At 71.2% G+C, this 25,545-nt stretch carries 17 protein-coding genes and 3 pseudogenes; 16 read left to right on the top strand and 4 right to left on the bottom strand.

Features of this window, described 5'->3' with window-relative positions:
* From infB to KVT45_RS52080, 6 genes are all read left to right on the top strand, one after another.
* On the top strand, positions 1-2,027 hold a 2,027-nt coding region (gene infB, locus KVT45_RS52105), incomplete at its 5' end, for a translation initiation factor IF-2 (RefSeq protein ID WP_217561636.1).
* A 361-nt stretch (positions 2,028-2,388) separates the two neighbouring features.
* On the top strand, positions 2,389-2,682 hold the full coding sequence (locus KVT45_RS52100) for a DUF503 domain-containing protein (RefSeq protein WP_046732584.1): 294 nt from the start codon (positions 2,389-2,391) through the stop codon (positions 2,680-2,682).
* A gap of 39 nt (positions 2,683-2,721) precedes the next feature.
* Positions 2,722-3,183 carry a 30S ribosome-binding factor RbfA gene (rbfA, locus tag KVT45_RS52095; RefSeq protein WP_217561634.1) on the top strand — a complete coding sequence of 154 codons (462 nt, stop codon included), beginning with the start codon at positions 2,722-2,724 and terminating at the stop codon, positions 3,181-3,183.
* Positions 3,180-4,085 (top strand): tRNA pseudouridine(55) synthase TruB, encoded by a 906-nt coding sequence (gene truB, locus KVT45_RS52090; protein ID WP_217561632.1) that lies wholly within the window; start codon positions 3,180-3,182, stop codon positions 4,083-4,085. Before rbfA ends, truB begins: the two co-directional genes overlap by 4 nt.
* A 242-nt stretch (positions 4,086-4,327) precedes the next feature.
* Positions 4,328-8,056 (top strand): trypsin-like peptidase domain-containing protein, encoded by a 3,729-nt coding sequence (locus tag KVT45_RS52085; RefSeq protein WP_254648626.1) that lies wholly within the window; start codon positions 4,328-4,330, stop codon positions 8,054-8,056.
* 118 nt (positions 8,057-8,174) lie between these two features.
* A complete protein-coding gene (locus KVT45_RS52080; protein WP_217561631.1) occupies positions 8,175-9,125 on the top strand; it encodes a bifunctional riboflavin kinase/FAD synthetase in 951 nt (316 codons plus the stop codon).
* A gap of 74 nt (positions 9,126-9,199) precedes the next feature.
* Here KVT45_RS52080 and KVT45_RS52075 read toward each other — a convergent pair whose 3' ends face one another.
* Entirely contained in the window at positions 9,200-12,733 is a 3,534-nt protein-coding gene (locus KVT45_RS52075; protein WP_308311143.1) for an SCO5717 family growth-regulating ATPase, read from the bottom strand.
* 737 nt (positions 12,734-13,470) lie between these two features.
* Positions 13,471-13,764, bottom strand: coding sequence for a DUF397 domain-containing protein (locus tag KVT45_RS52070; RefSeq protein ID WP_217561629.1), 294 nt, complete (start codon positions 13,762-13,764; stop codon positions 13,471-13,473).
* A gap of 271 nt (positions 13,765-14,035) precedes the next feature.
* Here KVT45_RS52070 and rpsO point away from each other — a divergent pair, with 271 nt between their 5' ends.
* From rpsO to KVT45_RS52045, 5 genes are all read left to right on the top strand, one after another.
* Positions 14,036-14,323 (top strand): 30S ribosomal protein S15, encoded by a 288-nt coding sequence (gene rpsO / locus KVT45_RS52065; RefSeq protein WP_089098391.1) that lies wholly within the window; start codon positions 14,036-14,038, stop codon positions 14,321-14,323.
* Between the two features lie 326 nt (positions 14,324-14,649).
* Complete coding sequence (locus KVT45_RS52060) at positions 14,650-16,875, top strand: polyribonucleotide nucleotidyltransferase (protein WP_217561627.1); 2,226 nt, start codon at positions 14,650-14,652, stop codon at positions 16,873-16,875.
* Positions 16,872-18,251: a pitrilysin family protein gene (locus KVT45_RS52055; protein ID WP_217561625.1), complete on the top strand. Its 1,380-nt coding sequence runs from the start codon at positions 16,872-16,874 to the stop codon at positions 18,249-18,251. Before KVT45_RS52060 ends, KVT45_RS52055 begins: the two co-directional genes overlap by 4 nt.
* 29 nt (positions 18,252-18,280) lie before the next feature.
* On the top strand, positions 18,281-19,033 hold the full coding sequence (gene dapB, locus KVT45_RS52050) for a 4-hydroxy-tetrahydrodipicolinate reductase (protein WP_217561623.1): 753 nt from the start codon (positions 18,281-18,283) through the stop codon (positions 19,031-19,033).
* Between the two features lie 20 nt (positions 19,034-19,053).
* Positions 19,054-19,506, top strand: a complete 453-nt coding sequence (locus tag KVT45_RS52045) for a hypothetical protein (RefSeq protein ID WP_217561621.1) — start codon at positions 19,054-19,056, stop codon at positions 19,504-19,506.
* Positions 19,507-19,573: 67 nt separating this feature from the next.
* Here KVT45_RS52045 and KVT45_RS52040 read toward each other — a convergent pair whose 3' ends face one another.
* Both KVT45_RS52040 and KVT45_RS52035 read right to left on the bottom strand, forming a co-directional pair.
* A complete protein-coding gene (locus tag KVT45_RS52040) occupies positions 19,574-20,128 on the bottom strand; it encodes a hypothetical protein (protein ID WP_217561619.1) in 555 nt (184 codons plus the stop codon).
* A gap of 91 nt (positions 20,129-20,219) precedes the next feature.
* The gene (locus KVT45_RS52035; protein ID WP_217561617.1) at positions 20,220-20,456 is read right to left on the bottom strand and encodes a hypothetical protein; all 237 of its coding nucleotides are present in this window, start codon (positions 20,454-20,456) and stop codon (positions 20,220-20,222) included.
* Positions 20,457-20,657: 201 nt separating this feature from the next.
* On the opposite strand from KVT45_RS52035, the pseudogene KVT45_RS57335 reads away from it, so the two are divergent.
* The 5 genes and pseudogenes from KVT45_RS57335 to KVT45_RS52020 all read left to right on the top strand — a co-directional run.
* Positions 20,658-20,948, top strand: a pseudogene (locus KVT45_RS57335) (FAD-dependent thymidylate synthase); the annotation flags it as partial.
* Positions 20,928-21,854, top strand: a pseudogene (locus tag KVT45_RS57330) (HNH endonuclease); the annotation flags it as partial. The pseudogenes KVT45_RS57335 and KVT45_RS57330, both read left to right, overlap by 21 nt.
* Positions 21,855-21,857: 3 nt before the next feature.
* Positions 21,858-22,307, top strand: a pseudogene (gene thyX, locus KVT45_RS57325) (FAD-dependent thymidylate synthase); the annotation flags it as partial.
* Positions 22,308-22,536: 229 nt separating this feature from the next.
* Complete coding sequence (gene dapA / locus KVT45_RS52025; RefSeq protein ID WP_217561613.1) at positions 22,537-23,436, top strand: 4-hydroxy-tetrahydrodipicolinate synthase; 900 nt, start codon at positions 22,537-22,539, stop codon at positions 23,434-23,436.
* A 163-nt stretch (positions 23,437-23,599) separates the two neighbouring features.
* The gene (locus tag KVT45_RS52020) at positions 23,600-25,285 is read left to right on the top strand and encodes a ribonuclease J (RefSeq protein WP_217561611.1); all 1,686 of its coding nucleotides are present in this window, start codon (positions 23,600-23,602) and stop codon (positions 25,283-25,285) included.
* The last annotated feature ends 260 nt before the right edge of the window (positions 25,286-25,545 follow it).

The following is a 25,545-nucleotide window of genomic DNA, read 5'->3' as shown; positions in this document are numbered from 1 at the left end:
GCGGCGGTGGCGGCGGCTTCGGCGGCGGTCCCGGTGGCGGTGGCGGCGGCGGTCGTCCCGGCTTCGGCGGTCGTCCCGGCGGTCCCGGCGGCCGTGGTGGCACGCAGGGCGCCTTCGGCCGTCCCGGCGGTCCGGCGCGTCGCGGTCGCAAGTCGAAGCGACAGAGGCGCCAGGAGTACGAGGCCATGCAGGCCCCGAGCGTCGGCGGCGTGATGCTGCCGCGCGGCAACGGCGAGACCATCCGTCTCTCCCGCGGCGCGTCGCTCACCGACTTCGCGGAGAAGATCAACGCCAACCCGGCGTCCCTCGTCGCGGTCATGATGAACCTCGGCGAGATGGTCACGGCCACGCAGTCCGTCCCCGACGCGACCCTCGAGGTCCTCGCCGGCGAGATGAACTACACGGTCCAGATCGTCAGCCCCGAGGAGGAGGACCGCGAGCTGCTCGAGTCCTTCGACATCGAGTTCGGCGAGGACGAGGGCGACGAGGAGGACCTGGTGGTCCGCCCGCCGGTCGTCACCGTCATGGGTCACGTCGACCACGGCAAGACCCGACTGCTCGACGCCATCCGCAAGACGAACGTCATCGCGGGCGAGGCCGGCGGCATCACCCAGCACATCGGTGCCTACCAGGTCTCGACCGAGGTCAACGACGAAGAGCGCAAGATCACCTTCATCGACACCCCGGGTCACGAGGCGTTCACCGCCATGCGTGCCCGTGGTGCGAAGTCGACCGACATCGCGATCCTGGTCGTCGCGGCCAACGACGGCGTCATGCCGCAGACGGTCGAGGCGCTCAACCACGCCAAGGCGGCCGACGTCCCGATCGTCGTCGCGGTCAACAAGATCGACGTCGAGGGTGCCGACCCGACCAAGGTGCGCGGTCAGCTGACCGAGTACGGCCTGGTGGCCGAGGAGTACGGCGGCGACACCATGTTCGTCGACATCTCCGCCAAGCAGGGTCTGTACATCGACGAGCTGCTCGAAGCGGTCGTCCTGACCGCGGACGCCTCGCTCGACCTGCGGGCCAACCCGGCCCAGGACGCGCAGGGCATCTCGATCGAGTCCCGCCTCGACCGCGGCCGCGGTGCCGTGGCGACGGTCCTCGTCCAGCGAGGCACGCTGCGGGTCGGCGACACGATGGTCGTGGGCGACGCCTACGGTCGCGTCCGCGCCATGCTCGACGACAACGGCAACAACGTCGCCGAGGCCGGCCCCTCCACGCCGGTCCAGGTCCTGGGTCTGACCAACGTCCCGGGTGCCGGCGACAACTTCCTCGTGGTCGAGGAGGACCGTACGGCCCGCCAGATCGCGGAGAAGCGTGCGGCGCGCGAGCGCAACGCGGCCTTCGCGAAGCGCACGCGCCGCGTGTCCCTGGAGGACCTGGACAAGGTGCTCAAGGCCGGCGAGGTCCAGCAGCTCAACCTGATCATCAAGGGTGACGCTTCTGGTTCCGTCGAGGCCCTGGAGTCCTCCCTGCTCCAGCTGGACGTCGGCGAAGAGGTCGACATCCGCGTCCTGCACCGCGGCGTCGGTGCGGTCACGGAGTCCGACATCGACCTGGCGATGGGCTCCGACGCCATCGTGATCGGCTTCAACGTCCGCGCGGCCGGCCGCGCGGCGCAGATGGCCGAGCGCGAGGGTGTGGACGTCCGGTACTACTCGGTCATCTACCAGGCGATCGAGGAGATCGAGGCGGCCCTGAAGGGCATGCTGAAGCCGGAGTTCGAGGAGGTCGAGCTCGGTACGGCGGAGATCCGCGAGGTCTTCAAGTCGTCCAAGCTGGGCAACATCGCCGGTGTCCTCATCCGCTCGGGCGAGGTCAAGCGCAACACCAAGGCGCGCCTCATCCGCGACGGCAAGGTCATCGCGGAGAACCTCAACATCGAGGGCCTGCGTCGCTTCAAGGACGACGTCACCGAGATCCGCGAAGGGTTCGAGGGCGGTATCAACCTCGGCAACTTCAACGACATCAAGATCGACGACGTCATCGCGACGTACGAGATGCGTGAGAAGCCGCGGGTGTAAGGCCTACGGTTGGTAGCCGGCCGACGGGACTTCGGTACCGTCGGCCAGCACTTTTCCCGTCGGGATGCGACCGCCACGGGGCTCCGCCCCGGACCCCGGGCCTTCGCCCACCCACCACCCGACTCGGTCGGTCGAGAAGGCTTCGGCCGAGGGGGCACCCTTTCAACCCACCGAGTCGGGTGGTGGGTGGGCGAGGCAGGGGTCCGGGGCGGTGCCTTTCAGCCGACCGAGTCGGGTGGGCGGGCGGGCAAGGCGGCGGATCCCCATACGCGGGGAAAGTCGGTCGAGCCCCCGGCAGGGACGGGGTACCGTTCCTGACAGGGCCATCGATCCCGTACCGGCGGGTTAACCGGATACATACATGTACGTGGGGACCCTGTCCTTCGACCTCCTCCTCGGCGACATCCACTCGCTCAAGGAGAAGCGCTCCGTCGTCCGCCCGATCGTCGCCGAACTCCAGCGGAAGTACGCCGTGAGCGCGGCCGAGGTGGACCACCTGGACCTTCACCGCAGGGCCGGCATCGGCCTTGCCATGGTCTCCGGCGACGCCGCGCACCTGACCGACGTACTCGACCGGTGCGAACGGCTGGTCGCCGGCCGCCCCGAGGTGGAGCTGCTGTCCGTGCGACGGCGCTTCCACGGCGACGACGACTAGACCTGAGAACGACAAGAAGAAAGAACGGGAGACGGACCAGTGGCCGACAACGCGCGGGCTAAGAGGCTGGCGGACCTCATCCGAGAGGTGGTGGCCCAGAAGCTGCAGCGCGGGATCAAGGACCCGCGGCTCGGCACTCACGTCACCATCACGGACACCCGGGTCACGGGTGACCTCAGGGAGGCGACCGTCTTCTACACGGTGTACGGCGACGAGGAGGAGCGGAACGCGGCAGCCGCGGGTCTGGAGAGCGCCAAGGGCATTCTCCGGTCGGAGGTCGGCCGGGCCGCAGGCGTGAAGTTCACGCCGACCCTCGCCTTCGTCGCGGACGCCCTCCCGGACACCGCCCGGAACATCGAGGACCTCCTCGACCGGGCGCGCCAGTCCGACGCGAAGGTCCGCGAGGCCTCCGCGGGCGCCGACTACGCCGGAGACGCCGACCCGTACAAAAAGCCGGGTGCCGAAGACGAGGCCGACGAGACGGACGACGCCACCGAATGACCAGCAAGCCCACCCCGCCCGACGGCCTTGTCATCGTCGACAAGCCGTCGGGCTTCACCTCGCACGACGTCGTCGCCAAGATGCGGGGCATCGCCCGCACCCGGCGCGTCGGGCACGCCGGCACCCTCGACCCCATGGCGACGGGCGTCCTCGTTCTCGGCATCGAGCGGGCGACGAAGCTCCTCGGGCATCTCGCCCTCACCGAGAAGGAGTACCTGGGGACGATCCGCCTCGGCCAGAACACGATCACGGACGACGCCGAGGGCGAGCTCACCTCGTCCACCGACGCCTCCAAGGTCACCCGCGAGGCCGTCGACGCCGGTATCGCCAAGCTGACCGGCGCCATCATGCAGGTGCCGTCCAAGGTCAGCGCCATCAAGATCGACGGTGTCCGGTCGTACAAGCGCGCCCGGGACGGCGAGGACTTCGACATCCCGGCCCGCCCGGTGACCGTCTCGTCGTTCGCGGTGTACGACGTCCGGGACGCCGTCGCCGAGGACGGCACCCCCGTCCTCGACCTGGTCGTCTCCGTCGTCTGCTCCTCCGGCACCTACATCCGCGCCCTCGCCCGCGACCTCGGCGCCGACCTGGGCGTCGGCGGCCACCTCACCGCGCTGCGCCGCACCCGCGTCGGGCCGTACAAGCTGGACTCCGCGCGCACCCTCGACCAGCTCCAGCAGGAGCTGACCGTGATGCCGATCGCGGAGGCGGCCGGGGCCGCGTTCCGACGTTGGGACGTCGACGCCAGACGGGCCCGCCTGCTCACCAACGGCATGCGCCTGGAGATGCCGGACGAGTACGCGGGCGCCGGACCCGTCGCCGTGTTCGACCCCGAGGGCCGCTTCCTGGCACTCGTCGAGGAGCAGAAGGGCAAGGCGAAGAGCCTCGCCGTCTTCTCCTGAGCCCTGCCCGTGGAGCGGCGACCACGGGGTCTGGCGCCGCCGCCGCTCCACGGTCCCCCCTCGGTTCCCCCACCCCTAGGGTGTATCCACCCGCCCCGGGCTATTCACCCGACCGAGCAGGCGCTCGGAGTGAACCGGGGGAGCAGAGGGGGGCGCGTTCACCGTCGCCTCTGTCCCGCTGATCATTTCGCCCCTACGGTCGAAAGCCAAGGGCACGGGTGTACGGGCGGGGAGGTTCGATCATGGCGGGACGCGGCCCGCGGACCGGGAGCGGTCGCCGGACGGCGGACGGTACGCGGGAGGCGGAGAAGGACACGGCACCGGGGCTCGACGAGCGGCTGGTCCGGGTCCGCGACCTCGCCGGGCGTCCGCGCGGCACCGGCTTCCTGGCCGATCATCACGGAACGCTCATCACCAGTCACGAGGCCGTCGACGGTCTCGCCCGGATCGTGCTGCACGCGGCCGGGGACCGTACCTGCGTGGTCGGCTCGGACGCCGTCGTCCCGTTGCCCGCCTTCGACCTGGCCCTGGTCCGCACCGAGGGCCTGGCCGTGGACCCGCTCCCGATCACCGTGCGGGAACGCATCCCGGCGGGCACCTACGTACGCATCGCCGCCGACCGCTGGCGCGAGGCCCGGGTACTGGCCGCGACCCAGGTGACGTACACCGCCACCGACCGCTTCCATCTCCTCGAAGACGCCCTGGAACTGGCGATCGGCACGGCGGGCCGGGACGCGCTGCGACTGGGCGGCGGGGCGGCCGGCGGACCGGTCCTCGACGCGGAGACCGGCGCGGTCCTGGCGGTCCTCGGCACCGCCCTCCAGTCCGGCCAGCGAGACGTGGGCTTCGCCGTCCCCCTCCACCACCCCGGCAGCGGCCCCCTGGCCGACCTCCTGGCCACCAACGCGGCCACGGTCCCGGCGTACGGCATCGACCTCAACCTGGCCGGCGTACTGGAACTGACGGCCACGTCCGTGGGCCAGGACGGCCCCCCGGGCGCCCTGGCCGGATATGTAGGCAGCACGGCTCCCCGGATGTCAGCCCCTCACATGTCAGCGCACCGCACCGGAGCGCCCCAAAGGGGCGCGGGGAACTGCGCGCCCAGCCACAACGCATCCGCAGCCGCTCCACCGCCGTTCACGGCACTCGCAGGCGAATACACCGACCCCGTGCAACCCGTCGAACGATCGACCATCTCAAAGGAGCTGTCGGCCTTCGCCGAAGCCACCGGTACCAAGACCGCCACCGGAACCGTCCTGGCCCTCGTCGGCGCCCCCGGAACGGGCCGCACCACAGAACTCGCCGCCCTCGCCGCCCGCCGCAACCGCGAAGCGCACCCCGCCCCCACCCTCTGGCTCCGCGGCGCCGACCTCAAGGACGCCGACGACTCCGTCGCCTCCGCGGCCCGCCGCTCCCTGGAACGCGCGGTCCGGATCGTCGCCGCCTCCCGCTCCCAACTCCCGGGCGACCTCGGCGAGTTGACCGTGGAGCGGCTGGCCCGCCTCGCCGCCCGCGCCGGCCGCCCGCTCCTCCTCCTGCTGGACGGCCCCGAGGAGATGCCCCCGGTCCTCGCCCACCGGCTCCCCGCCTGGACCGAGGGCACCGCGGACTGGCTGCGCGACACCGGCGCCCGCCTGCTCGTGGCCTGCAGGGAGGAGTACTGGGAGCGCGCCGGCGCCGAATTCCCCCCCGACCTCCTGCACGGACACGGAACCGGAAACGGAAACGGAAACGGCCATGGCGCCGACGGCGACCCCCCGTGCATCCGGCTGACCGACCTCACCCCCGACGAGGCCCGCCGTGCCCGCTCCCGCTACGGCATCCCCGACGACGCCCTCATCGACCGCGACGCCCGCCACCCCCTCGCCCTGCGCCTGCTCTCCGAGGTCCGCGCCGCCCTCCCGGACGGACCGGCCGACGCCCCGATCGACCGGCACGACGTCTTCGCCGCCTACCTCGACCTGATGTGCCTGCGCATCGCGGTCCGGCTGGCCGCCGAGAACGGCCTGCGCGGTACGGCCGTACGACGCCTCGCCGCCCGGGTCTCCGGACAGGTGCACGAGGCCGCCCGGCGCAGCCTCGGCCCCGGGCAGGGCGAGCTGGACCGGGAGTCGTTCGAAGCGGTGTTCCCCTGGGGGCCCGTCCCGGCGCACCTCGGCGGCGGCTCCGGCTGGGCCTCCGCCGTGCTCACCGAGGGCCTCCTGGTACCCGCCGGCGGCGGCTACCGCTTCGCCCACGAGGAACTCGCCGACTGGATCCAGGGCATGCACCTGGACCTGGACGAGGCCCTGCACGCCCTCGTCCACCGCCCCCGCACCCCCCTGGGCGCTCACCCCCTGCCCGTCCCGCACCACAGGGCCGGCCCGGTCGTCCAGGCCCTGCTGCTGCTCGACCGCGACTACGGGCCGACCCAACTCGCGCCACGGCTCGACGAGTTGGTGCACGCCCTCGACCTGGACCCCGGCTCCTGGTGGGCCGCGCGCCTGCTCGCTCAGACCCTGCTGCGGCTGCCCGACGCGACCCCCTACACCGGGGTGCTGCGGCTGCTCGCCGACCGCGTGGTGGGCCAACAGCGCACCGCACCACCCGAGTTCGGACCGGCCTTCTGGACCGCGCTCGCCCTCCCGGCCGCCGGCCGTTTCGATCTGCTGCGCAGACTGGTGCTCGCCGACGAGCCGCTGCCGGAGACCGCGGGCATCGGCCGCTTCGGAGCCCGGCCGACCCGGCCGCCGACGCGCCCGCCGGCGGAGGAGCCCGAGGGCGCGGTCCCGCGCTACCTGGACGCCGTGGCCCGACTGCTGGCCGCCGACCCCGCCGCCGTACAGCCGTATCTCACCCGGTGGTTCGACGACGAGCGGCCGTTGCCCGCGATGCCGCACGCCACCGTGGCGACGGCGGCCCAGGCGCTGCTGCACACCCATCGGCACCGGGCCCTGGACGACCTGACCGAGGTCCTGGTGGACGCGGCGCACCGGCGCGGTGACGAGTTGCTCGCCGTACTCGCCGAGGACGAGCCGTCGGCGGTGTGCCGGGCCGTGGACCGCTGGGCGCACGACGAGCGGCCGGCCCGCCGGGTGGCCGCCATGGCCCACGGGCTGCGCACCGCCCCGCACGTCCGCAGCGAACCCGACCGCGCACTGCTCCGCTACGCCGCGCTCGCCCTGCTCGCCCGCCCCGCCGACTGCACCCTGCACGGCGGCGCCCTCGCCCTGCTGGTCCGCGACCCGGGCACCCGCGCCCGCCATCTCCCGCAGGCGCTACGGCACTTCGCCACCGGCGACCACCAGCTCACGCCCGCCGCCCTGGTCCCGGCCCTGGTCACCCACCCCGACGAGGTCCTGGAGGCCTTCCGCGTCCGGCTGCGCGGACCGGACGCCGCACAGGTGCTGCGCACCCTCGCCCACATCACCACACCCGCGCTCGCCCAGCGGGTCACCGAGCTGGTCCTGGAGGCCGCCGAGCTGCGGCCGGAGCTCGCCGGGCAGGTGGCCGCGTTCGTCGAGCGCCGCCTCGACCAGGGCGCCGAGGCCCGTACCGTCCTCCTGCCGCTGGTCACCGAGCTGCTCGACGAGGGCCCCGAGCCGGTCCGGGCGGCCCTCGCGACCGTACTCGGCGCGGCCGGCACCCCCGCCTCGCGACCGCTGCGCCAGGAGCTCCTGGAGTTCCTGCTGGACCGTGAGCGGGACCCGGGCGTCCTCGACGCGCTGCTGCACGCGGCCGCCGCACAGCGCGAGGACGACGGTGACGGGATGCGCGAGCTGGTCAGGCGCACCGGGCTGCTGCTCGTCCGTACCCCGGACGGGGCAACCCTGTTCGACCGCGGACTGGTCGACCTCGGCCGGCATGTGCCCGGATTCGCCGCCCTGATGGCCCGCTGGCTCACCGACACCCCGCAGGAATGGGCCGCGGTGGTCGGCCCGAGCACCCGGCGGATGCTCGGGAACCTGGCGGGCGTGCGGGTCCCCGCGTGACCGCGGACACGTGCGCCCGGTCACAGCGACCGTGCCGGTGTGAGACGGGTCCGGCAAACATGGCACCCTTAGACCTGCGTAAGAGGGACAACGGACAAAGGTTCGAGGAGCGGTCACAGTGCAGCGCTGGCGTGGCTTGGAGGACATCCCCGAGGACTGGGGGCGCAGCGTCGTCACCATCGGTTCTTATGACGGGGTGCACCGCGGTCACCAGCTGATCATCCGGCATGCCGTGGACCGCGCCCGTGAGCTGGGCATTCCGGCCGTCGTCGTCACCTTCGACCCGCACCCCAGCGAGGTCGTCCGCCCCGGCAGCCACCCGCCGCTGCTCGCCCCGCACCACACTCGCGCCGAGCTGATGGCGGAGCTGGGCGTGGACGCGGTGCTGATCCTCCCCTTCACCACCGAGTTCTCGAAGCTGTCGGCCGCCGACTTCGTGGTGAAGGTCCTGGTCGACAAGCTGCACGCCAAGGCCGTCGTCGAGGGTCCCAACTTCCGCTTCGGCCACAAGGCCGCGGGCAACGTGGAGTTCCTCATCGAGCAGGGCACGGTGTACGACTTCGAGGTCGAGGTCGTCGACCTGTTCGTGCGCGGGGAGGCAGGCGGCGGCGAGCCGTTCTCCTCGACCCTGACCCGGCGCCTGGTCGCCGAGGGAGACATGGCGGGTGCCCGCGAGATCCTGGGCCGCCCGCACCGGGTGGAGGGCGTGGTCGTACGCGGCGCCCAGCGCGGCCGCGAGCTGGGCTTCCCCACCGCCAACGTGGAGACGCTCCCGCACACCGCCATCCCCGCCGACGGTGTCTACGCCGGCTACCTGCACGCCCAGGGCGAGGTGATGCCGGCCGCGATCTCCGTCGGCACCAACCCGCAGTTCGACGGCACCGAGCGCACGGTGGAGGCGTACGCCATCGACCGCCTGGGGCTCGACCTGTACGGCCTGCACGTCGCCGTCGACTTCCTGGCCTACGTCCGCGGCCAGGCCAAGTTCGACTCGCTCGACGCGCTGCTGGAGCAGATGGCCGAGGACGTCAAGCGCTGCCGGGAGCTGGTGGCGGCCGAGGACGCCTGATCCAGCAGAGGGCTCAGCAGTACGCCGAAGGGCGGCCGGTGCGGTGAGGCACCGGCCGCCCTTCGGCGTTTCGGCTACTGCTGCGGCGGCTGCCCCTGCGGGGGCTGGGGCGGCTGCTGCGGCTGCTGAGGAGCGGCCTGCGGTGGCTGGGGCTGCTGCGGGTAGCCGTACCCAGGCTGCGGCTGCTGCGGGTAGCCATATCCAGGCTGTGGCTGTGCCTGCGGCTGCGGCGGATACGGCTGTCCCGGCTGCGCCGGGTAGGGCTGGGCGCCGGGCTGGGGCTGGCCGTACAGCTCCTGCTGCGGCGGCTGCCCCTGCGGGGGCTGCTGTTGCTGCGGCGGGTAAGGCTGCTGCGGCGGGTAGGGCTGCTGCTGCGGGTACGGCTGTCCGGGCGCGTACGGTTGCGGCTGTCCGGGCGCGTAGTACTGCTGGCCCGGCAGGGGCTGTCCGGGCATCGGCGGGGCGGCGACCGGCGGCGGGTTGCCGTCGCTGGTCCACAGGCCGTGCATCTGCTGGTGCCGTACGAAGTCCTCGGCGACCATCGCCGCGAGGTTGAAGTACGCCTCCCGCACCTTCGGCCGCATCATGTCGAGGTCGACCTCGGCACCGGCGGAGAGGTGCTCGTCGAAGGGCACGACCACGACACCCCGGCAGCGCGTCTCGAAGTGCTGCACGATGTCCTCGACCTTGATCATCTTGCCGGTCTCGCGGACCCCGGAGATCACGGTGATGGACCGCGACACCAGGTCGGCGTACCCGTGCGCGGACAGCCAGTCCAGCGTCGTACTCGCGCTGCTCGCCCCGTCCACCGACGGCGTCGAGATGATGATCAGCTGGTCGGCGAGGTCGAGCACCCCGCGCATGGCGCTGTACAGCAGACCGGTGCCGGAGTCGGTGAGGATGATCGGGTACTGCCTGCCCAGCACGTCGATCGCGCGCCGGTAGTCCTCGTCGTTGAACGTGGTGGAGACGGCCGGGTCGACGTCGTTGGCGATGATCTCCAGGCCGGACGGGGCCTGCGAGGTGAACCGCCGGATGTCCATGTAGGAGTTGAGGTACGGGATCGCCTGCACCAGGTCACGGATGGTGGCCCCGGTCTCGCGGCGCACCCGGCGGCCGAGCGTGCCGGCGTCCGGGTTGGCGTCGATGGCGAGGATCTTGTCCTGGCGCTCGGTGGCGAGGGTGGAGCCGAGCGCGGTGGTCGTGGTGGTCTTGCCGACACCGCCCTTGAGGCTGATCACCGCTATCCGGTAGCAGGACAGCACCGGCGTGCGGATCAGCTCCAGCTTCCGCTGCCGCTCGGCTTCCTCCTTCTTCCCACCGATCTTGAACCGGGAGGACGCGGCGGCGGGCCGGCCGCTCTTCGCCTTCTGCTTCTTGTTGTTGAGCAGCCGGTCGGAGGACAGCTCCACGGCGGCGGTGTAACCCAGCGGCGCGGCACCGGGGTTGGTCATCTGCCGCTGGTCGTGCTGGATGGGCTGCGGCCAGGCGGCACCGGCCCGGGGGTCGACGGGCGGCTGGGGCTGGGGCTGGGCAGCCTGCGGTTCGGGTGCCTGCGGGCTCTGCGGTGTCTGAGGCGCCTCAGGCGCTTGTGCGGCGCGCGGGTCCTGGGGGGCGGCCTGCGGCGGCTGGGGCTGCGGGAAGCCGTAACCACCGGGCTGGACCGGAGGCGCCGGAGGCTGCGGGGGCTGCGGGAAGCCGTAACCGCCCGGTGCCTGCGGCGGCTGGAGGGGGGCGCCCGGCTGCGGGAAGCCGTAGCCGCCCTGGGCGTCGGGCACGGGGGGCTGCGGGGTGTACGGCTGGCCGGGCTGCGGGGGTGCGGGCTGGTTCCAGGCGGCCGGCGCGGGCTGCGGTGCCTGCGGCTGGAACGGCTGCGCACCCTGCGCGGCGGCGGGCTGGGGCTGCGGCTGACCGGGCGCCGGCTCCGGTGCGGCCGGCTGGACCGGCCACTGGGCGGCGGGCGCGGGGGCCGCGGGCTGGTACGACGGAGGCAGCGGCGGGACCACCACCGGAGGCGTCGGCGGGGGAGTCCAGGCGGTGGGCACGGCGTCCTCGGGAGCCGGGGGCGCGTCCTGGGGCGGGGCCGGAGCCGCGGGGACGGCGGCCTGAGGCGCGGCGGTGGGCGCCTCCGGGGGCTCGACCGGCTCCACGGCGGCTACGGCGTCCTCGGCCTCGGGGCGGGGCTCGTCGTCGTTGTCGTCCTGGGCGTCGACGACGGCCGCGTCCTGGGACTGGGACTCGCCTTCGTCCGGGTCGTCCGCCAGGACGGCTTCCTGGACGGGCTCGTCGGTCCCGGCCGTCTCGGCCGCGCCGTCGGCATCCGTAGCGGCGTCGGCGTCGGCGGCCTCGAACTCGTCGCGCGGATACCCGTCCTCGTCCTCGACGTCCTCGTCGGCCGATGCGGACGGCTCAGGCGCCTCGTCGGCCTCCTCGTCGGTGTCCTCGCGCTCCACCTCGGAGCTCACCGGAAGCGCGACGACGTCGGCCTCCCATTCGGCTTCCCCGTCCGCCTCTTCGGCGGCGGCCTGCTCGGCGGCCTCGGCCATCTCACGCTTCATCGCGACCGCGGAGAACCGCATCGTCGCACCGCTCTCCAGGTCACCGCTCTCCAGGTCACCGTTGTCCGGCTCCGGCTCCGGCTCCGGCCCCGGCTCCGGCTCTGGCGTCGGCTCGGGCTCCGGTGTCGGCTCTTCGGCGGTGACCGGCTGCGGCTCGAAACCGACCGGCAGCTCAGGTACGGCGGCCGGGCCGACGGCGGGCGGGGCAGCTGGGGTGAACGGCGCTGCGGGCGGGGCGGCCGGGGTGAACGGCGCAGCGGGCGGGGCCGCCGGTGCCCCGGCGTCGGCGCTCGGCACCGGCGGCGTGAACGGCGCACCCGGCGTGGCGGTGGGCGGAGGGGTGAAGGGAGCCCCCGGTGTTGACACGGGTGGCGGGGTGAACGGCGCTCCGGGAGTTGACGCCGGCGGGGGCGTGAAGGGCGCACCGGGCGTCGCAACGGGCGGTGGCGTGACCGGAGCACCCGGCGTCGGAGCGCCCGGCCCCGAAGCCGTCGGCGGCGTGAACGGCGCACCCGGCGTGACGGTGGGCGGAGGGGTGAAGGGAGCCCCCGGTGTTGACACGGGTGGCGGGGTGAACGGCGCGCCCGGAGTCGACGCCGGCGGTGGTGTGAACGGCGCGCCCGGACCGGACGTCGGCGGAGAGGGGGGTGGCGGCGCGAAGGGCAGCCCGGGACCCGGCCTCCCGCCCCCCTGCTGGGCGTGCGGAGGAGGGGTCAGCCCGGGGATCGGCGCCCCCGGCGGGAACGGCGAACGGGGCGGCGCGGCAGGACCCGTACCGGCACCCGCAGCATCCGCAGCAGCCGTTCCGGCGCCCGGCCCGCTCTCCGCGCCGGATGCGCCGGACGCGCCGGACGCGCCTGCGGAGCCGGCACCGGCGCCCGGACCGCCGGCCGCCGGACCGGAACCGTCGGCCGCGTTCTGCGTGTACCAGGCGGGCGGCGCGTAGTCGATCGTGAACTCGCCCGTCATCTCGTTGAGGGACTCCGCGTCGGGCTGGTCATCGCCGGGTGTGGCCCAGCCCCCGCGGATCCCGTCCCGATCGCTGCTCACAGTTCCTCCTGGTGTGGTCGAGCACCCTCATGCCGTGCCGGCGCGACGACCATGTCGTGTCGTTCTCAGCATCCGTATTCGTGTGAGGTAGTCCGATCCACCGGCTCTCCCCCTCGGGAAACCGACGTCCTGTTCACGGTCCGGACGTCGCGCCCCCCTCCCAGCCTAATCACCACGAGCCGCACCTCGGCAGGCCCGTCCGCCTCCCGTCAGAGGTCCACCTGGTCACACCCTGCCCGGAAGTGGTGTGCGGAGCCTTCGTATTGCCGAACAGCCGATGAACAAAACGGGCAAGAGTCGTCAGTTCGGGTACCAGTTGGCGTCTGCCATGCTGCCCGCCCTCGCCATGAGTCCCCTGTGATGCAGGGGGTCCAGGGCGAGGCTGCGTTCGCGTGAGCACAGAGGAAACGGACGAACTGGCCCCGAAAAAGGGGACATTGCGCGCGGATGCCACGGGGGGACCGGGGGTGGGGGAGTGCGAGATGAGCACGGCGAACGCCGCAGCCCTCCTGGTCGTCGCGGCGGGACGGCCAGCTCTGCGCCACCGGCGGCCATGTCGCAGTCGACGGCCGCACGGCGGTCGTCGCGCAGCCCGCCGGGCGCAAGGGTGCCGTGCTGTCCGTGCCCGGCATCGGTGGCGCGGGCACGAGCTGACCTCGCGGCCGGACCGCGAAGGGGCGGCACGCGCGCGTGCCGCCCCTTCGCGGACGCCGGTCACCGGACGGCCGGGCCTCCGCTCACTGCGCGGCCAGACCGCCGTTGCGCTCGTTCGGCTCCAGGTCGAACTCCCCGTCCCGCGCGCCCAGCACGAACGCCTGCCACTCCGCCTCCGTGTACCGCAGCACGGTGCCGTGGTCGAGCGAGGACCGCATGGCCACCGCGCCCTCGGGCAGGTAGGCGATCTCGACCCGCTCCTCGTCCTGCTCGGTACCGGGCGCGCACTGCCACTCGACGCCCGAGATGTCGAGCGCGTAGAGCTCGTCCCGTTCCCGCTCCTTGCGCGCCTTCATCTCCTCAGCCGTCTCGCTCATCCCGCAGCGACCCCTTCCCCTCGTACATGGGCTGTGACCGTCACACTACTGGCGGTCGTACCGGGCCCGTACTTTCTTCCACAACCCCAGGACAGAGCCCCCCTCCGGCACTGGTACCCTGGACGACGGCCGTTTGTGTACGCACCCCCGGAGTCCCCCGCGGACCCCGGAGGCAGCGCCCAGCGGATCCCCGCCTCCCGAGTAACGGAAGCTCCCCCGAGACAAAGACCGGGGGCACTCGGTGGCCATGCAAAGACTACGAGGAGTACGCGTGTCGCTCGACGCCGCTACGAAGAAGCAGATCATCACCGAGTTCGGTACCAAGGAGGGCGACACCGGCTCCCCCGAGGTCCAGGTCGCCATGCTGTCGCGCCGGATCTCCGACCTGACGGAGCACCTCAAGGTCCACAAGCACGACCACCACTCCCGTCGTGGTCTGCTGATCCTGGTCGGTCAGCGCCGTCGCCTCCTGCAGTACCTGGCGAAGAAGGACATCCAGCGCTTCCGTGCGCTGGTCGACCGCCTGGGCATCCGCCGCGGTGCGGCGGGCGCCAAGTAAGACGCCGTGAAGGGAGCGGTTCCCGGAGAGACACCCGGGGCCGCTCCCTTTGCCGTACGTGCGGAAACGTGCGGAGTGTCACTCACGCTTTGTAGTGTGGTAGCACAACGCAATACGCACGACACAGCAGGACAACGAACAAGGAGAGGCGCACCCAAGCCGCCGCCGGTCCTCGGTAGTGGCCCCCGGGGGGAAGCGAGCCCCGGGTGCTTCGATCGAAGACCGGCCCGCACAGCACGGCGCGCTTCTCCGTAACCGTCCCCCCGCCACACGGGCGGACCGGGACAAAAGACGTAACGCAGACGAAAGTAACGGAGAAAACGCTAGTGGAGAACGAGACCCACTACGCCGAGGCCGTCATCGACAACGGCGCCTTCGGCACCCGCACCATCCGCTTCGAGACGGGCCGCCTGGCCAAGCAGGCCGCCGGCTCCGCCGTGGCGTACCTGGACGACGACACCATGGTGCTGTCGGCCACCACCGCCTCCAAGAACCCCAAGGACCAGCTCGACTTCTTCCCCCTCACGGTGGACGTCGAGGAGCGGATGTACGCCGCCGGCAAGATCCCGGGTTCCTTCTTCCGCCGTGAGGGCCGGCCGAGCGAGGACGCGATCCTCACCTGCCGTCTGATCGACCGCCCGCTGCGCCCGTCCTTCAAGAAGGGCCTGCGCAACGAGATCCAGGTCGTCGCCACCATCATGGCGCTCAACCCCGACCACCTGTACGACGTCGTCGCGATCAACGCCGCGTCCGCGTCCACCCAGCTGGCCGGTCTGCCCTTCTCCGGCCCGATCGGCGGCGTCCGCGTCGCGCTGATCAACGGCCAGTGGGTGGCCTTCCCGACGCACTCCGAGCTCGAGGACGCCGTCTTCGACATGGTCGTCGCGGGTCGCGCCCTGGAGGACGGCGACGTCGCGATCATGATGGTCGAGGCCGAGGCCACCGACAAGACCATCCAGCTGGTCAAGGGCGGCGCCGAGGCGCCGACCGAGGAGGTCGTCGCGGCCGGTCTGGAAGCCGCGAAGCCCTTCATCAAGGTGCTCTGCAAGGCCCAGGCCGACCTCGCCGCGAAGGCCGCCAAGCCGACCGGCGAGTTCCCGATCTTCCTCGACTACCAGGACGACGTCCTGGAGGCGCTGTCCGCCGCCGTCCGCCCGGAGCTCGCCTCCGCGCTGACCATCGCGGGCAAGCAGGAGCGCGAGGCGGAGCTGGACCGCGTCAAGGGTCTGGCCGCCGAGAAGCTGCTCCCGGAGTTCGAGGGCCGGGAGAAGGAGATCTCCGCCGCGTACCGCTCGCTCACCAAGCAGCTGGTCCGTGAGCGCGTGATCAAGGAGAAGAAGCGCATCGACGGCCGTGGCGTGACGGACATCCGTACGCTCGCCGCCGAGGTCGAGGCCATCCCGCGGGTGCACGGCTCCGCCGTGTTCGAGCGTGGCGAGACCCAGATCCTGGGCGTCACCACCCTCAACATGCTCCGGATGGAGCAGCAGCTGGACACCCTTTCCCCGGTGACCCGCAAGCGCTACATGCACAACTACAACTTCCCGCCGTACTCCACCGGCGAGACCGGCCGCGTCGGCTCCCCGAAGCGCCGCGAGATCGGCCACGGCGCCCTCGCCGAGCGCGCCCTGGTCCCGGTCCTGCCGACCCGCGAGGAGTTCCCCTACGCGATCCGCCAGGTCTCCGAGGCGCTGAGCTCCAACGGCTCGACGTCCATGGGTTCGGTCTGCGCCTCCACCATGTCGCTGCTGAACGCCGGTGTGCCGCTGAAGGCCCCCGTCGCCGGTATCGCCATGGGTCTGATCTCCCAGGACATCGACGGTGAGACGCACTACGTCACCCTCACCGACATCCTCGGTGCGGAGGACGCCTTCGGTGACATGGACTTCAAGGTCGCCGGTACCAAGGAGTTCGTGACCGCCCTCCAGCTCGACACCAAGCTGGACGGCATCCCGGCCTCCGTCCTGGCCGCCGCCCTCAAGCAGGCCCGGGACGCCCGCCTCCACATCCTCGACGTGATGATGGAAGCGATCGACAAGCCGGACGAGATGTCCCCGAACGCGCCGCGGATCATCACCGTGAAGATCCCGGTCGACAAGATCGGTGAGGTCATCGGCCCCAAGGGCAAGATGATCAACCAGATCCAGGAGGACACCGGCGCCGAGATCACCATCGAGGACGACGGCACCATCTACATCGGTGCCGCCGACGGCCCCTCCGCCGAGGCCGCCCGCACCACGATCAACGGCATCGCCAACCCGACGATGCCCGAGGTCGGCGAGCGCTACCTCGGTACGGTCGTGAAGACGACCACCTTCGGTGCGTTCGTCTCCCTCCTCCCCGGCAAGGACGGTCTGCTGCACATCTCGCAGATCCGCAAGCTGGCCGGCGGCAAGCGCGTGGAGAACGTCGAGGACGTCCTCGGCGTGGGCCAGAAGGTCCAGGTCGAGATCGCCGAGATCGACTCCCGCGGCAAGCTCTCCCTCATCCCCGTGATCGAGGGCGAGGAAGAGGCTTCCTCCGAGGACGCAAAGGACGACACCGACAAGTGACGTCGAGCAGCTCCACGACGACGGCCCGCACCTCCTCGGAGGCGCGGGCCGTCGCCCGTACCCAAACCCTGATCAAGGGCGAGAACGGCATCGGCACGGTCCGCAAGACCACCCTCCCCGGCGGCCTGCGCATCGTCACCGAGACCCTGCCCTCGGTGCGCTCCGCGACCTTCGGTATCTGGGCCCACGTCGGCTCCCGCGACGAGACCCCGACCCTGAACGGCGCCACGCACTACCTGGAGCACCTGCTCTTCAAGGGCACGACCCGGCGCAGTGCGCTGGACATCTCCTCCGCCATCGACGCGGTCGGCGGCGAGATGAACGCGTTCACGGCAAAGGAGTACACGTGCTACTACGCACGCGTGCTCGACACCGACCTGCCGCTCGCCATAGACGTCGTCTGCGACATGCTCACGGGCTCCCTGATCCTCGAGGACGACGTCAACGTCGAGCGCGGCGCGATCCTCGAAGAGATCGCGATGACCGAGGACGACCCGGGCGACTGCGTGCACGACCTGTTCGCGCACACCATGTTCGGCGACAACGCCCTCGGCCGCCCGGTCCTCGGCACCGTCGACACGGTCAACGCCCTCACCGCCGACCGCATCCGCCGCTTCTACAAGAAGCACTACGACCCCACCCACCTGGTGGTCGCGGCCGCCGGCAACATCGACCACAACAAGGTCGTACGACAGGTCCGCGCGGCCTTCGAGAAGGCCGGCGCCTTCAAGAACACCTCGGCGGCCCCCATCGCCCCGCGCGACGGCAGCCGTACGATCCGCACCGCGGGCCGCGTCGAACTCCTCGGCCGCAAGACCGAACAGGCGCACGTCGTCCTCGGCATGCCCGGCCTCGCCCGCACCGACGACCGCCGCTGGGCCCTCGGCGTGCTCAACACCGCCCTCGGCGGCGGCATGTCCTCCCGGCTCTTCCAGGAGGTCCGCGAGAAGCGCGGCCTGGCCTACAGCGTGTACTCCTACACCTCGGGCTTCGCCGACTGCGGCCTGTTCGGCGTCTACGCCGGCTGCCGGCCCTCGCAGGTGCACGACGTGCTCAAGATCTGCCGGGACGAGCTCGACCAGGTCGCCGAGTACGGCCTGCCGGACGACGAGATCGGCCGTGCCGTCGGCCAGCTCCAGGGCTCCACGGTCCTCGGCCTGGAGGACACCGGCGCGCTGATGAACCGTATCGGCAAGAGCGAACTGTGCTGGGGCGAGCAGATGTCCGTCGACGACATGCTGGCCCGGATAGCCGCCGTGACCCCGGACGAGGTCCGCTCGGTCGCCCGCGACATCCTGGGACAGCGCCCGTCGCTGTCGGTCATCGGCCCGCTCAAGGACAAACAGGCCGCACGCCTGCACGACGCCGTCGCCTGACACACCACCGGTAAGGAACGAAGACGAAGATGAGCAAGCTGCGCGTGGCGGTCCTCGGCGCCAAGGGCCGGATCGGTGCCGAGGCGGTCAGGGCGGTCGAGGCCGCCGAGGACATGGAGCTGGTCGCCGCCCTCGGCCGGGGCGACAAGCTGGAGGCGCTGGCCGACTCAGGCGCCCAGGTCGCGGTCGAACTCACCACCCCCGCCTCGGTGATGGGCAACCTCGACTTCTGCGTACGCCACGGCATCCACGCCGTCGTCGGTACGACGGGCTGGACCGACGAGCGCCTCGCACAGCTGACGGGCTGGCTGGACCAGTCCCCGGCGACCGGCGTGCTCATCGCCCCGAACTTCTCCATCGGCGCCGTGCTGACGATGAAGTTCGCCCAGATCGCCGCGCCCTACTTCGAGTCGGTGGAGGTCGTCGAACTCCACCACCCGAACAAGGTCGACGCCCCCTCCGGCACCGCCACCCGCACGGCCCAGCTGATCGCCGACGCCCGCCGCGCGGCCGGCACGGCCCCGGCCCCGGACGCCACGGTGACCGCCCTGGACGGCGCACGCGGCGCCAGCGTCGACGGCATCCCCGTCCACGCCGTCCGCCTCCGTGGCCTCCTGGCCCACCAGGAGGTCCTCCTCGGCGGCGAGGGCGAGACCCTCACCATCCGCCACGACTCCCTCCACCACAGCAGCTTCATGCCGGGCATCCTGCTCGGCGCCCGCCGCGTGGTGACCACTCCGGGCCTGACCTTCGGCCTGGAGAACTTCCTGGACCTGGGCTGAGCCCCGGAAGGCCCCTGCTCATGCGCGCGAAGCTCTCCTACGCCCTCACGGCCGCCGTCCTCCTCTTCTACTTCGTCCTGGTCGGCAGCCGGGGCGTGATGCTCATCCAGACCGGCACGGTCCTCACCGTCACCTTCGGGGTGGCGGTGCTCATCCTGCCGGTGATCGGTCTGTGGTTCCTGTGGAAGAACACCCAGTTCGTCCGCAGGGCCAACGCCCTCTCCGCCGAACTCGACGCCGAGGGCGGCCTGCCCGTGGACGAGCTGAGGCGCACGCCCGGCGGCCGGATCGACCGGGACTCGGCCGACGAGGTCTTCGCCAAGCGCAAGGCCGAGACCGAGGCCGCCCCCGACGACTGGCGCAGCTGGTTCCGCCTCGCCGTCGCCTACCACGACGCCCGGGACACCCCGCGCGCCCGCAAGGCGATGCAGCGCGCCATCGCCCTGCACGACGGCAAGCCGGTCGAGGCCTGAGCGGCAGTCGTACGACGAAGGGGGCCGACCCGCGCACTGCGGACCGGCCCCCTTCGCGCATGTACTCCTACCCGCGCCGGTACTCCGCGGCCCACGCTTCCACCGCGTCCGCCGCCCGGTCGAAGGCCGATGCCCGGCCCACGAAGTCCATCCCGTGCGTGGTCAGCAGCGGGCCGGTGTCCTCCTGCGACCGGTCCTTGCGCACGAGGGTCAGCGCCTGCCCCTGCACGGTCCGCGGCAGACCGAGCCAGCGCACCGGTTGCTGCGCCGTACGCACCGAGACCACCCGCTTCCAGGGCACCGTCCGGGTGTAGAGCAGACCCACCTGGCGCACTCCGTGCGCGCTCACCCATACGCCCACGCGCAGTATCCGCAGCGCGGCGGCGATGATCAGCAGCGCGATGCCGAGGACCGCCCCGGCGGAGGACAGCGAGCCGGTCAGGGCCAGGGCGACCGCCGCGAACAGCACGAACGAGGCGAGCAGCAGCCAGAGGGCGGCTCCGCCGACCCGCCACGGCCCGGGCCGGTAGGGGCGGCGCCAGCGGTCCCGGTCGTCGTACGGCAGGGCGTTGTCGAGTGCCGCGTCATAGGTGCGGTCGGCCGTCAGGAAGGGCAGGGGCACGGCTGGTCCTCACTCAATCCATGCGTGGGCTGTGCCCGGTGAGGCTATCCGCCCGTGTCCCCGCCCACCACTCACGGGGGTCCGGAAGAGTTCAGCGACCCTGGGAGGCCTGTGACTGCTGGGTCTGTGCGGCGGACGGCGTGGACAGCGCCGGCATGCCGAGCACCAGCGAGCCCACGAGCCCGGCCACGATGGTGAGCCCGAGCAGCCACCGCCCGGCTATCTGACTCACGGACGACCGCTGACGGGGCGGGGGAGCGACATTGCTGCGGAACCTGTCGGCTTCGGCGAGGAAGGCGAACGGGACTGGTTCGCGCCGACCGAACATGGGCGGTGCATCCCCTTTCGGGATCGAACGACTGTCTGTCATCTACACAGACGGGCGAGTGACCCGAAAGGTGCCCGGTTTCACCGAATTCACAGAAATTCGCCGGTGTATGTCGCGCCCCGGTACCGAACGCCCCGATGTCGGTGCCGGGCCGTAGAGTGGGCGCCGCCCGAGAGAAGTGATGGAAGGACCCTCCGAGCCGTGACCGACACCCCCGCCGACGACCTCAAGCCCAGCTTCCGCAGTGATGTCACCGTCGACCTGGTCAAGCACAGCGCGGCCGACTCCGACGTGCTGTGGGCCGCACGCGTCTCCACCGCCGGCGAGCAGTCCCTGGAAGAGCTGACGAAGGACCCGGAGCGCTCCAAGGGCCTCATCAACTACCTGATGCGGGACCGGCACGGCAGCCCCTTCGAGCACAACTCGATGACCTTCTTCATCAGCGCACCGATCTTCGTCTTCCGCGAGTTCATGCGGCACCGGGTGGGGTGGTGCATCGCCGGGGACACGGAGATCACCCTGGAGAGCGAGGCCGGTCACCTGCGCCGACGCACCATCGCCGAGCTGTACGAGCTCTGGCACCTCGGCGTCGAGGACCGTCTGCCGCACTCGGCCGGGGGCGTGACCTGGCACAGCCGGGCGGGCAAGTGGATGGCCCAGGTGCGGCGCGGTGACACCAACCACTACCTCGGCCTGTACGAGAACCGCGAGGCTGCCGAGTCCGTCGTTGCGGAGTTCCGGGAGCTGCACCCCAGCACCCGCATCCGCAAGCTCGAATCGGTCCGTCGCAACCACGTGCGCTGCTACGACGAGGAAACCCTGCTCGCCCAGCGGGCGAGGATCGTCGACGTGATCGAGTCGGGCGTGAAGCCGCTCGTCAAGATCACCACCGCCTCGGGCAAGACCCTCCGCTGCACGGTCGACCACGCCCTCTTCACCCCCGAGGGCTGGTGCAAGGCGGGGGAGCTCACCGTCGGGGATGCCGTCCTGGTCGCCGGCACGGCGCCGCGCCCGTCGCGGGGGCTGGTCCCGCCGAGCCTGCGCCGCGGCATCGGCGTATGGACCTCGATGCAGCGCGAGCGGCTGATCAAGGAGGTCGACACCTGCCACCTGTGCGGTCACGACTTCCCGCGGGAGCAGCTCGCCCTGGACCACGTCGTACCGGTGGCCGGTGACCTGCTCCAGGCACTCGACGAGAAGAACCTCGCCCCGGCCTGCGAGCCGTGCCATGCGACCAAGAGCGCGGGGGAGCAGGCGCTGGCCCAGCGCGACGGCAAGATCGCCGAAGCGGTGCCGGACCAGGTCGTCGCCATTGAGGCGGACGGCGAGGAGATGACCTACGACCTCTCCGTGGAAGGCCCCTGGCACAACTTCCTCGCGAACGGTTTTGTGGTCCACAACTCGTACAACGAGGAGTCGGGCCGCTACCGGGAACTGCAGCCGGTCTTCTATGTCCCCGGCGAGGACCGCAAGCTGGTGCAGCAGGGGCGGCCCGGCAAGTACGAGTTCGTGCCGGGCACCGAGGCCCAGCAGGAGATCGTGGAACGCTCGATGCAGGAGTCGTACCTCCAGGCGTACGAGCGCTACCAGGAGATGCTCGCCGCCGGCGTCGCCCGGGAGGTCGCCCGTGCGGTGCTCCCCGTCGGCCTCTTCTCCTCGATGTACGCCACCTGCAACGCCCGCTCGCTGATGCACTTCCTCGGGCTGCGCACCCAGCACGAGCTGGCCAAGGTGCCGTCCTTCCCGCAGCGGGAGATCGAGATGGTCGGCGAGAAGATGGAGGCGGAGTGGGCCAAGCTCATGCCGCTCACCCACGCTGCCTTCAACGCCAACGGCCGGGTCGCGCCGTAGAGCGGACGCGGCCCGCTGATCGCGCTTCTTGTCGTGCTCGGTACAGATGTACGGATCAGCCTCGAGAGGTGTCCGTATTGCGGCATTTAGCGAAGTTCATCTAGCCTGATCAAACGGACCCGGCACTGCTTGAACCCCCGAGCAGGCAGTGCCGGGCTCCGCATTTGTCCGGACTTTCCCCGCACCCCAAGGGCAGACCGCGCCGTGAGCACCGAGTAGCGTGTAACCCATGGCTCCGACCTCCACTCCGCAGACCCCCTTCGGGCGGGTCCTCACCGCCATGGTCACGCCCTTCACGGCGGACGGCGCGCTCGACCTCGACGGCGCACAGCGGCTCGCCACCCACCTGGTGGACGCAGGCAACGACGGCCTGATCATCAACGGGACCACCGGCGAGTCCCCCACCACCAGCGACGCGGAGAAATCGGACCTGGTACGAGCCGTACTGGAGGCGGTCGGCGACCGCGCCCACATCGTGGCCGGGGTCGGCACCAACGACACCCACCACAGCACCGAGCTGGCCCGCCAGGCCGAGCGCGACGGCGCACACGGCCTGCTGGTCGTCACGCCGTACTACAACAAGCCCCCGCAGGAGGGCCTGTACCGGCACTTCACGGCCGTCGCCGACGCCACCGGGCTGCCCGTCATCCTCTACGACATCCCCGGCCGCAGCGGCGTCCCGATCAGCACCGAGACGTTCGTCCGCCTCGCCGAGCACCCGAGGATCGTCGCCAACAAGGACGCCAAGGGCGACCTCGGCCGCGCGAGCTGGGCCATCGCGCAGTCCGGCCTCGCCTGGTACTCCGGCGACGACATGCTGAACCTGCCGCTGCTCTCCGTGGGCGCGGTCGGCTTCGTCTCGGTCGTCGGCCACCTGGTCACCCCCGACCTGCGGGCCCTCGTCGACGCCTACACCTCCGGTGACGTCGTCAAGGCCACCGAGATCCACCAGAAGCTGCTCCCCGTCTACACCGGCATGTTCCGCACCCAGGGAGTCATGACCACCAAGGCCGCGCTCGCCCTCCAGGGGCTGCCCGCAGGACCCCTGCGCGCACCCATGGTCGAGTGTTCGGCCGAGGAGATTGCCCAGCTCAAGATCGATCTTGCCGCCGGCGGGGTACAACTCTGACAACAGACTTCTGCGCGGCCGTCCGCGCAGCAACGCTTCACAACTGAAGAAGCGGGACCATCGGTGCCCGCACCCTGCAAGGACAACGACAACTGCTTATGCACGAACGTCACGCACGCCACGTGCCCGACCGGTACGTGGCGTGCGTGGTGAGGAGAGTCTTTTGAGTCATCCGCATCCTGAACTCGCCCCGCCGCCGAAGCTCCCCGAAGGCGCCCTGCGCGTCACCCCGCTCGGCGGGCTCGGCGAGATCGGCCGAAACATGACCGTCTTCGAGTACGGCGGCCGTCTGCTGATCGTCGACTGCGGAGTGCTCTTCCCCGAGGAGGAGCAGCCCGGAATCGACCTGATCCTGCCGGACTTCTCGTCCATCAGGGACCGCCTCGACGACGTCGAGGGCATCGTCCTCACCCATGGTCACGAAGACCACATCGGCGGCGTCCCCTTCCTCCTCCGCGAGAAGCCGGACATCCCGCTCATCGGCTCCAAGCTGACCCTCGCCCTGATCGAGGCGAAGCTCCAGGAGCACCGCATCCGCCCCTACACCCTGGAAGTGGCGGAGGGGCGGCGCGAGCGCGTCGGCCCCTTCGACTGCGAGTTCATCGCCGTCAACCACTCCATCCCGGACGCCCTGGCCGTGGCCATCCGCACCCCGGCCGGCATGGCGGTCCACACCGGCGACTTCAAGATGGACCAGCTTCCGCTGGACGGTCGTCTGACGGATCTACACGCGTTCGCACGGCTGAGCGAGGAAGGCATCGACCTGCTCCTCGCCGACTCGACGAACGCCGAGGTCCCGGGATTCGTCCCGCCCGAGCGGGACATCTCCAACGTCCTGCGCCAGGTCTTCGCCGGTGCGCGCAAGCGGATCATCGTGGCGAGCTTCGCCAGCCATGTCCACCGCATCCAGCAGATTCTGGACACGGCCCACGAGTACGGCCGCCGGGTCGCCTTCGTCGGCCGCTCCATGGTCCGCAACATGGGCATCGCGAGGGACCTCGGCTACCTGAAGGTCCCGCCCGGCCTGGTGGTCGACGTCAAGACGCTCGACGACCTCCCCGACCACGAGGTGGTCCTGGTCTGCACGGGCTCCCAGGGCGAACCGATGGCCGCCCTGTCCCGGATGGCCAACCGCGACCACCAGATCCGCATCGTCGACGGGGACACGGTCATCCTGGCCTCGTCGCTCATCCCCGGAAACGAGAACGCGGTCTACCGCGTCATCAACGGCCTGACCCGCTGGGGCGCCAACGTCATCCACAAGGGCAACGCCAAGGTGCACGTCTCCGGCCATGCCTCCGCCGGTGAGCTGCTGTACTTCTACAACATCTGCCGGCCGAAGAACCTGATGCCGGTCCACGGCGAATGGCGCCACCTGCGCGCCAACGCCGAGCTCGGTGCCCTCACCGGCGTCCCGCACGACCGCATCGTCATCGCCGAGGACGGCGTCGTCGTCGACCTGGTCGGGGGCAAGGCCAAGATCTCCGGCAAGGTGCAGGCCGGTTACGTGTACGTCGACGGCCTTTCCGTCGGCGACGTCGGCGAGCCGGCCCTCAAAGACCGCAAGATCCTCGGCGACGAGGGCATCATCTCGGTCTTCGTCGTCGTCGACTCGTCCACCGGCAAGATCACGGGCGGTCCCCATGTCCAGGCCCGTGGCTCCGGCATCGACGACTCCGCGTTCGCGGACGTCCTCCCGAAGATCTCGGAGGTCCTGGAACGCTCGGCCCAGGACGGCGTCGTGGAGCCTCACCAGCTGCAGCAACTCATCCGGCGCACCCTTGGCAAGTGGGTCTCGGACAGGTATCGCCGCAGGCCGATGATCCTCCCGGTGGTCGTGGAGGTCTGACGCGCGTACAGCGTTCGTACGACCCCTCGTACGCGTGAACCAGGAGCGGGGCGCCTCGATTTGCATCGGGGCGCCCCGCTCCAGTACGTTTACGGCTCCGCCCAACCGGGAACCCCAGTGCTTCATGCGCTGGATCCAGGCGCCCCGGACCGGGTGGAAATTCCGACTCAGAACTTCTGATAAAGTCGGAACCGCCGGAAAGGGAAACGCGAGAGCGGAAACCTGGAAAGCACCGAGGAAATCGGGTCGAGAAAAGATCT

The organism is Streptomyces sp. GbtcB6 (genome assembly GCF_019091475.1).
Taxonomy (GTDB): domain Bacteria; phylum Actinomycetota; class Actinomycetes; order Streptomycetales; family Streptomycetaceae; genus Streptomyces; species Streptomyces hyaluromycini.
Note: the sequence above shows the minus strand (reverse complement) of the source record. Positions and strands in the feature narration are given on the sequence as shown.

Bases quoted from the DNA above. Each gene is read 5' to 3' on its own strand.
- KVT45_RS52100 (WP_046732584.1), top strand. From the start codon at position 2,389: ATGTACGTGGGGACCCTGTCCTTCGACCTCCTCCTCGGCGACATCCAC.
- truB (WP_217561632.1), top strand. From the start codon at position 3,180: ATGACCAGCAAGCCCACCCCGCCCGACGGCCTTGTCATCGTCGACAAG.
- KVT45_RS52085 (WP_254648626.1), top strand. From the start codon at position 4,328: ATGGCGGGACGCGGCCCGCGGACCGGGAGCGGTCGCCGGACGGCGGAC.
- KVT45_RS52070 (WP_217561629.1), bottom strand. From the start codon at position 13,764: ATGAGCGAGACGGCTGAGGAGATGAAGGCGCGCAAGGAGCGGGAACGG.
- dapB (WP_217561623.1), top strand. From the start codon at position 18,281: ATGAGCAAGCTGCGCGTGGCGGTCCTCGGCGCCAAGGGCCGGATCGGT.
- KVT45_RS52045 (WP_217561621.1), top strand. From the start codon at position 19,054: ATGCGCGCGAAGCTCTCCTACGCCCTCACGGCCGCCGTCCTCCTCTTC.
- KVT45_RS52035 (WP_217561617.1), bottom strand. From the start codon at position 20,456: ATGTTCGGTCGGCGCGAACCAGTCCCGTTCGCCTTCCTCGCCGAAGCC.
- dapA (WP_217561613.1), top strand. From the start codon at position 22,537: ATGGCTCCGACCTCCACTCCGCAGACCCCCTTCGGGCGGGTCCTCACC.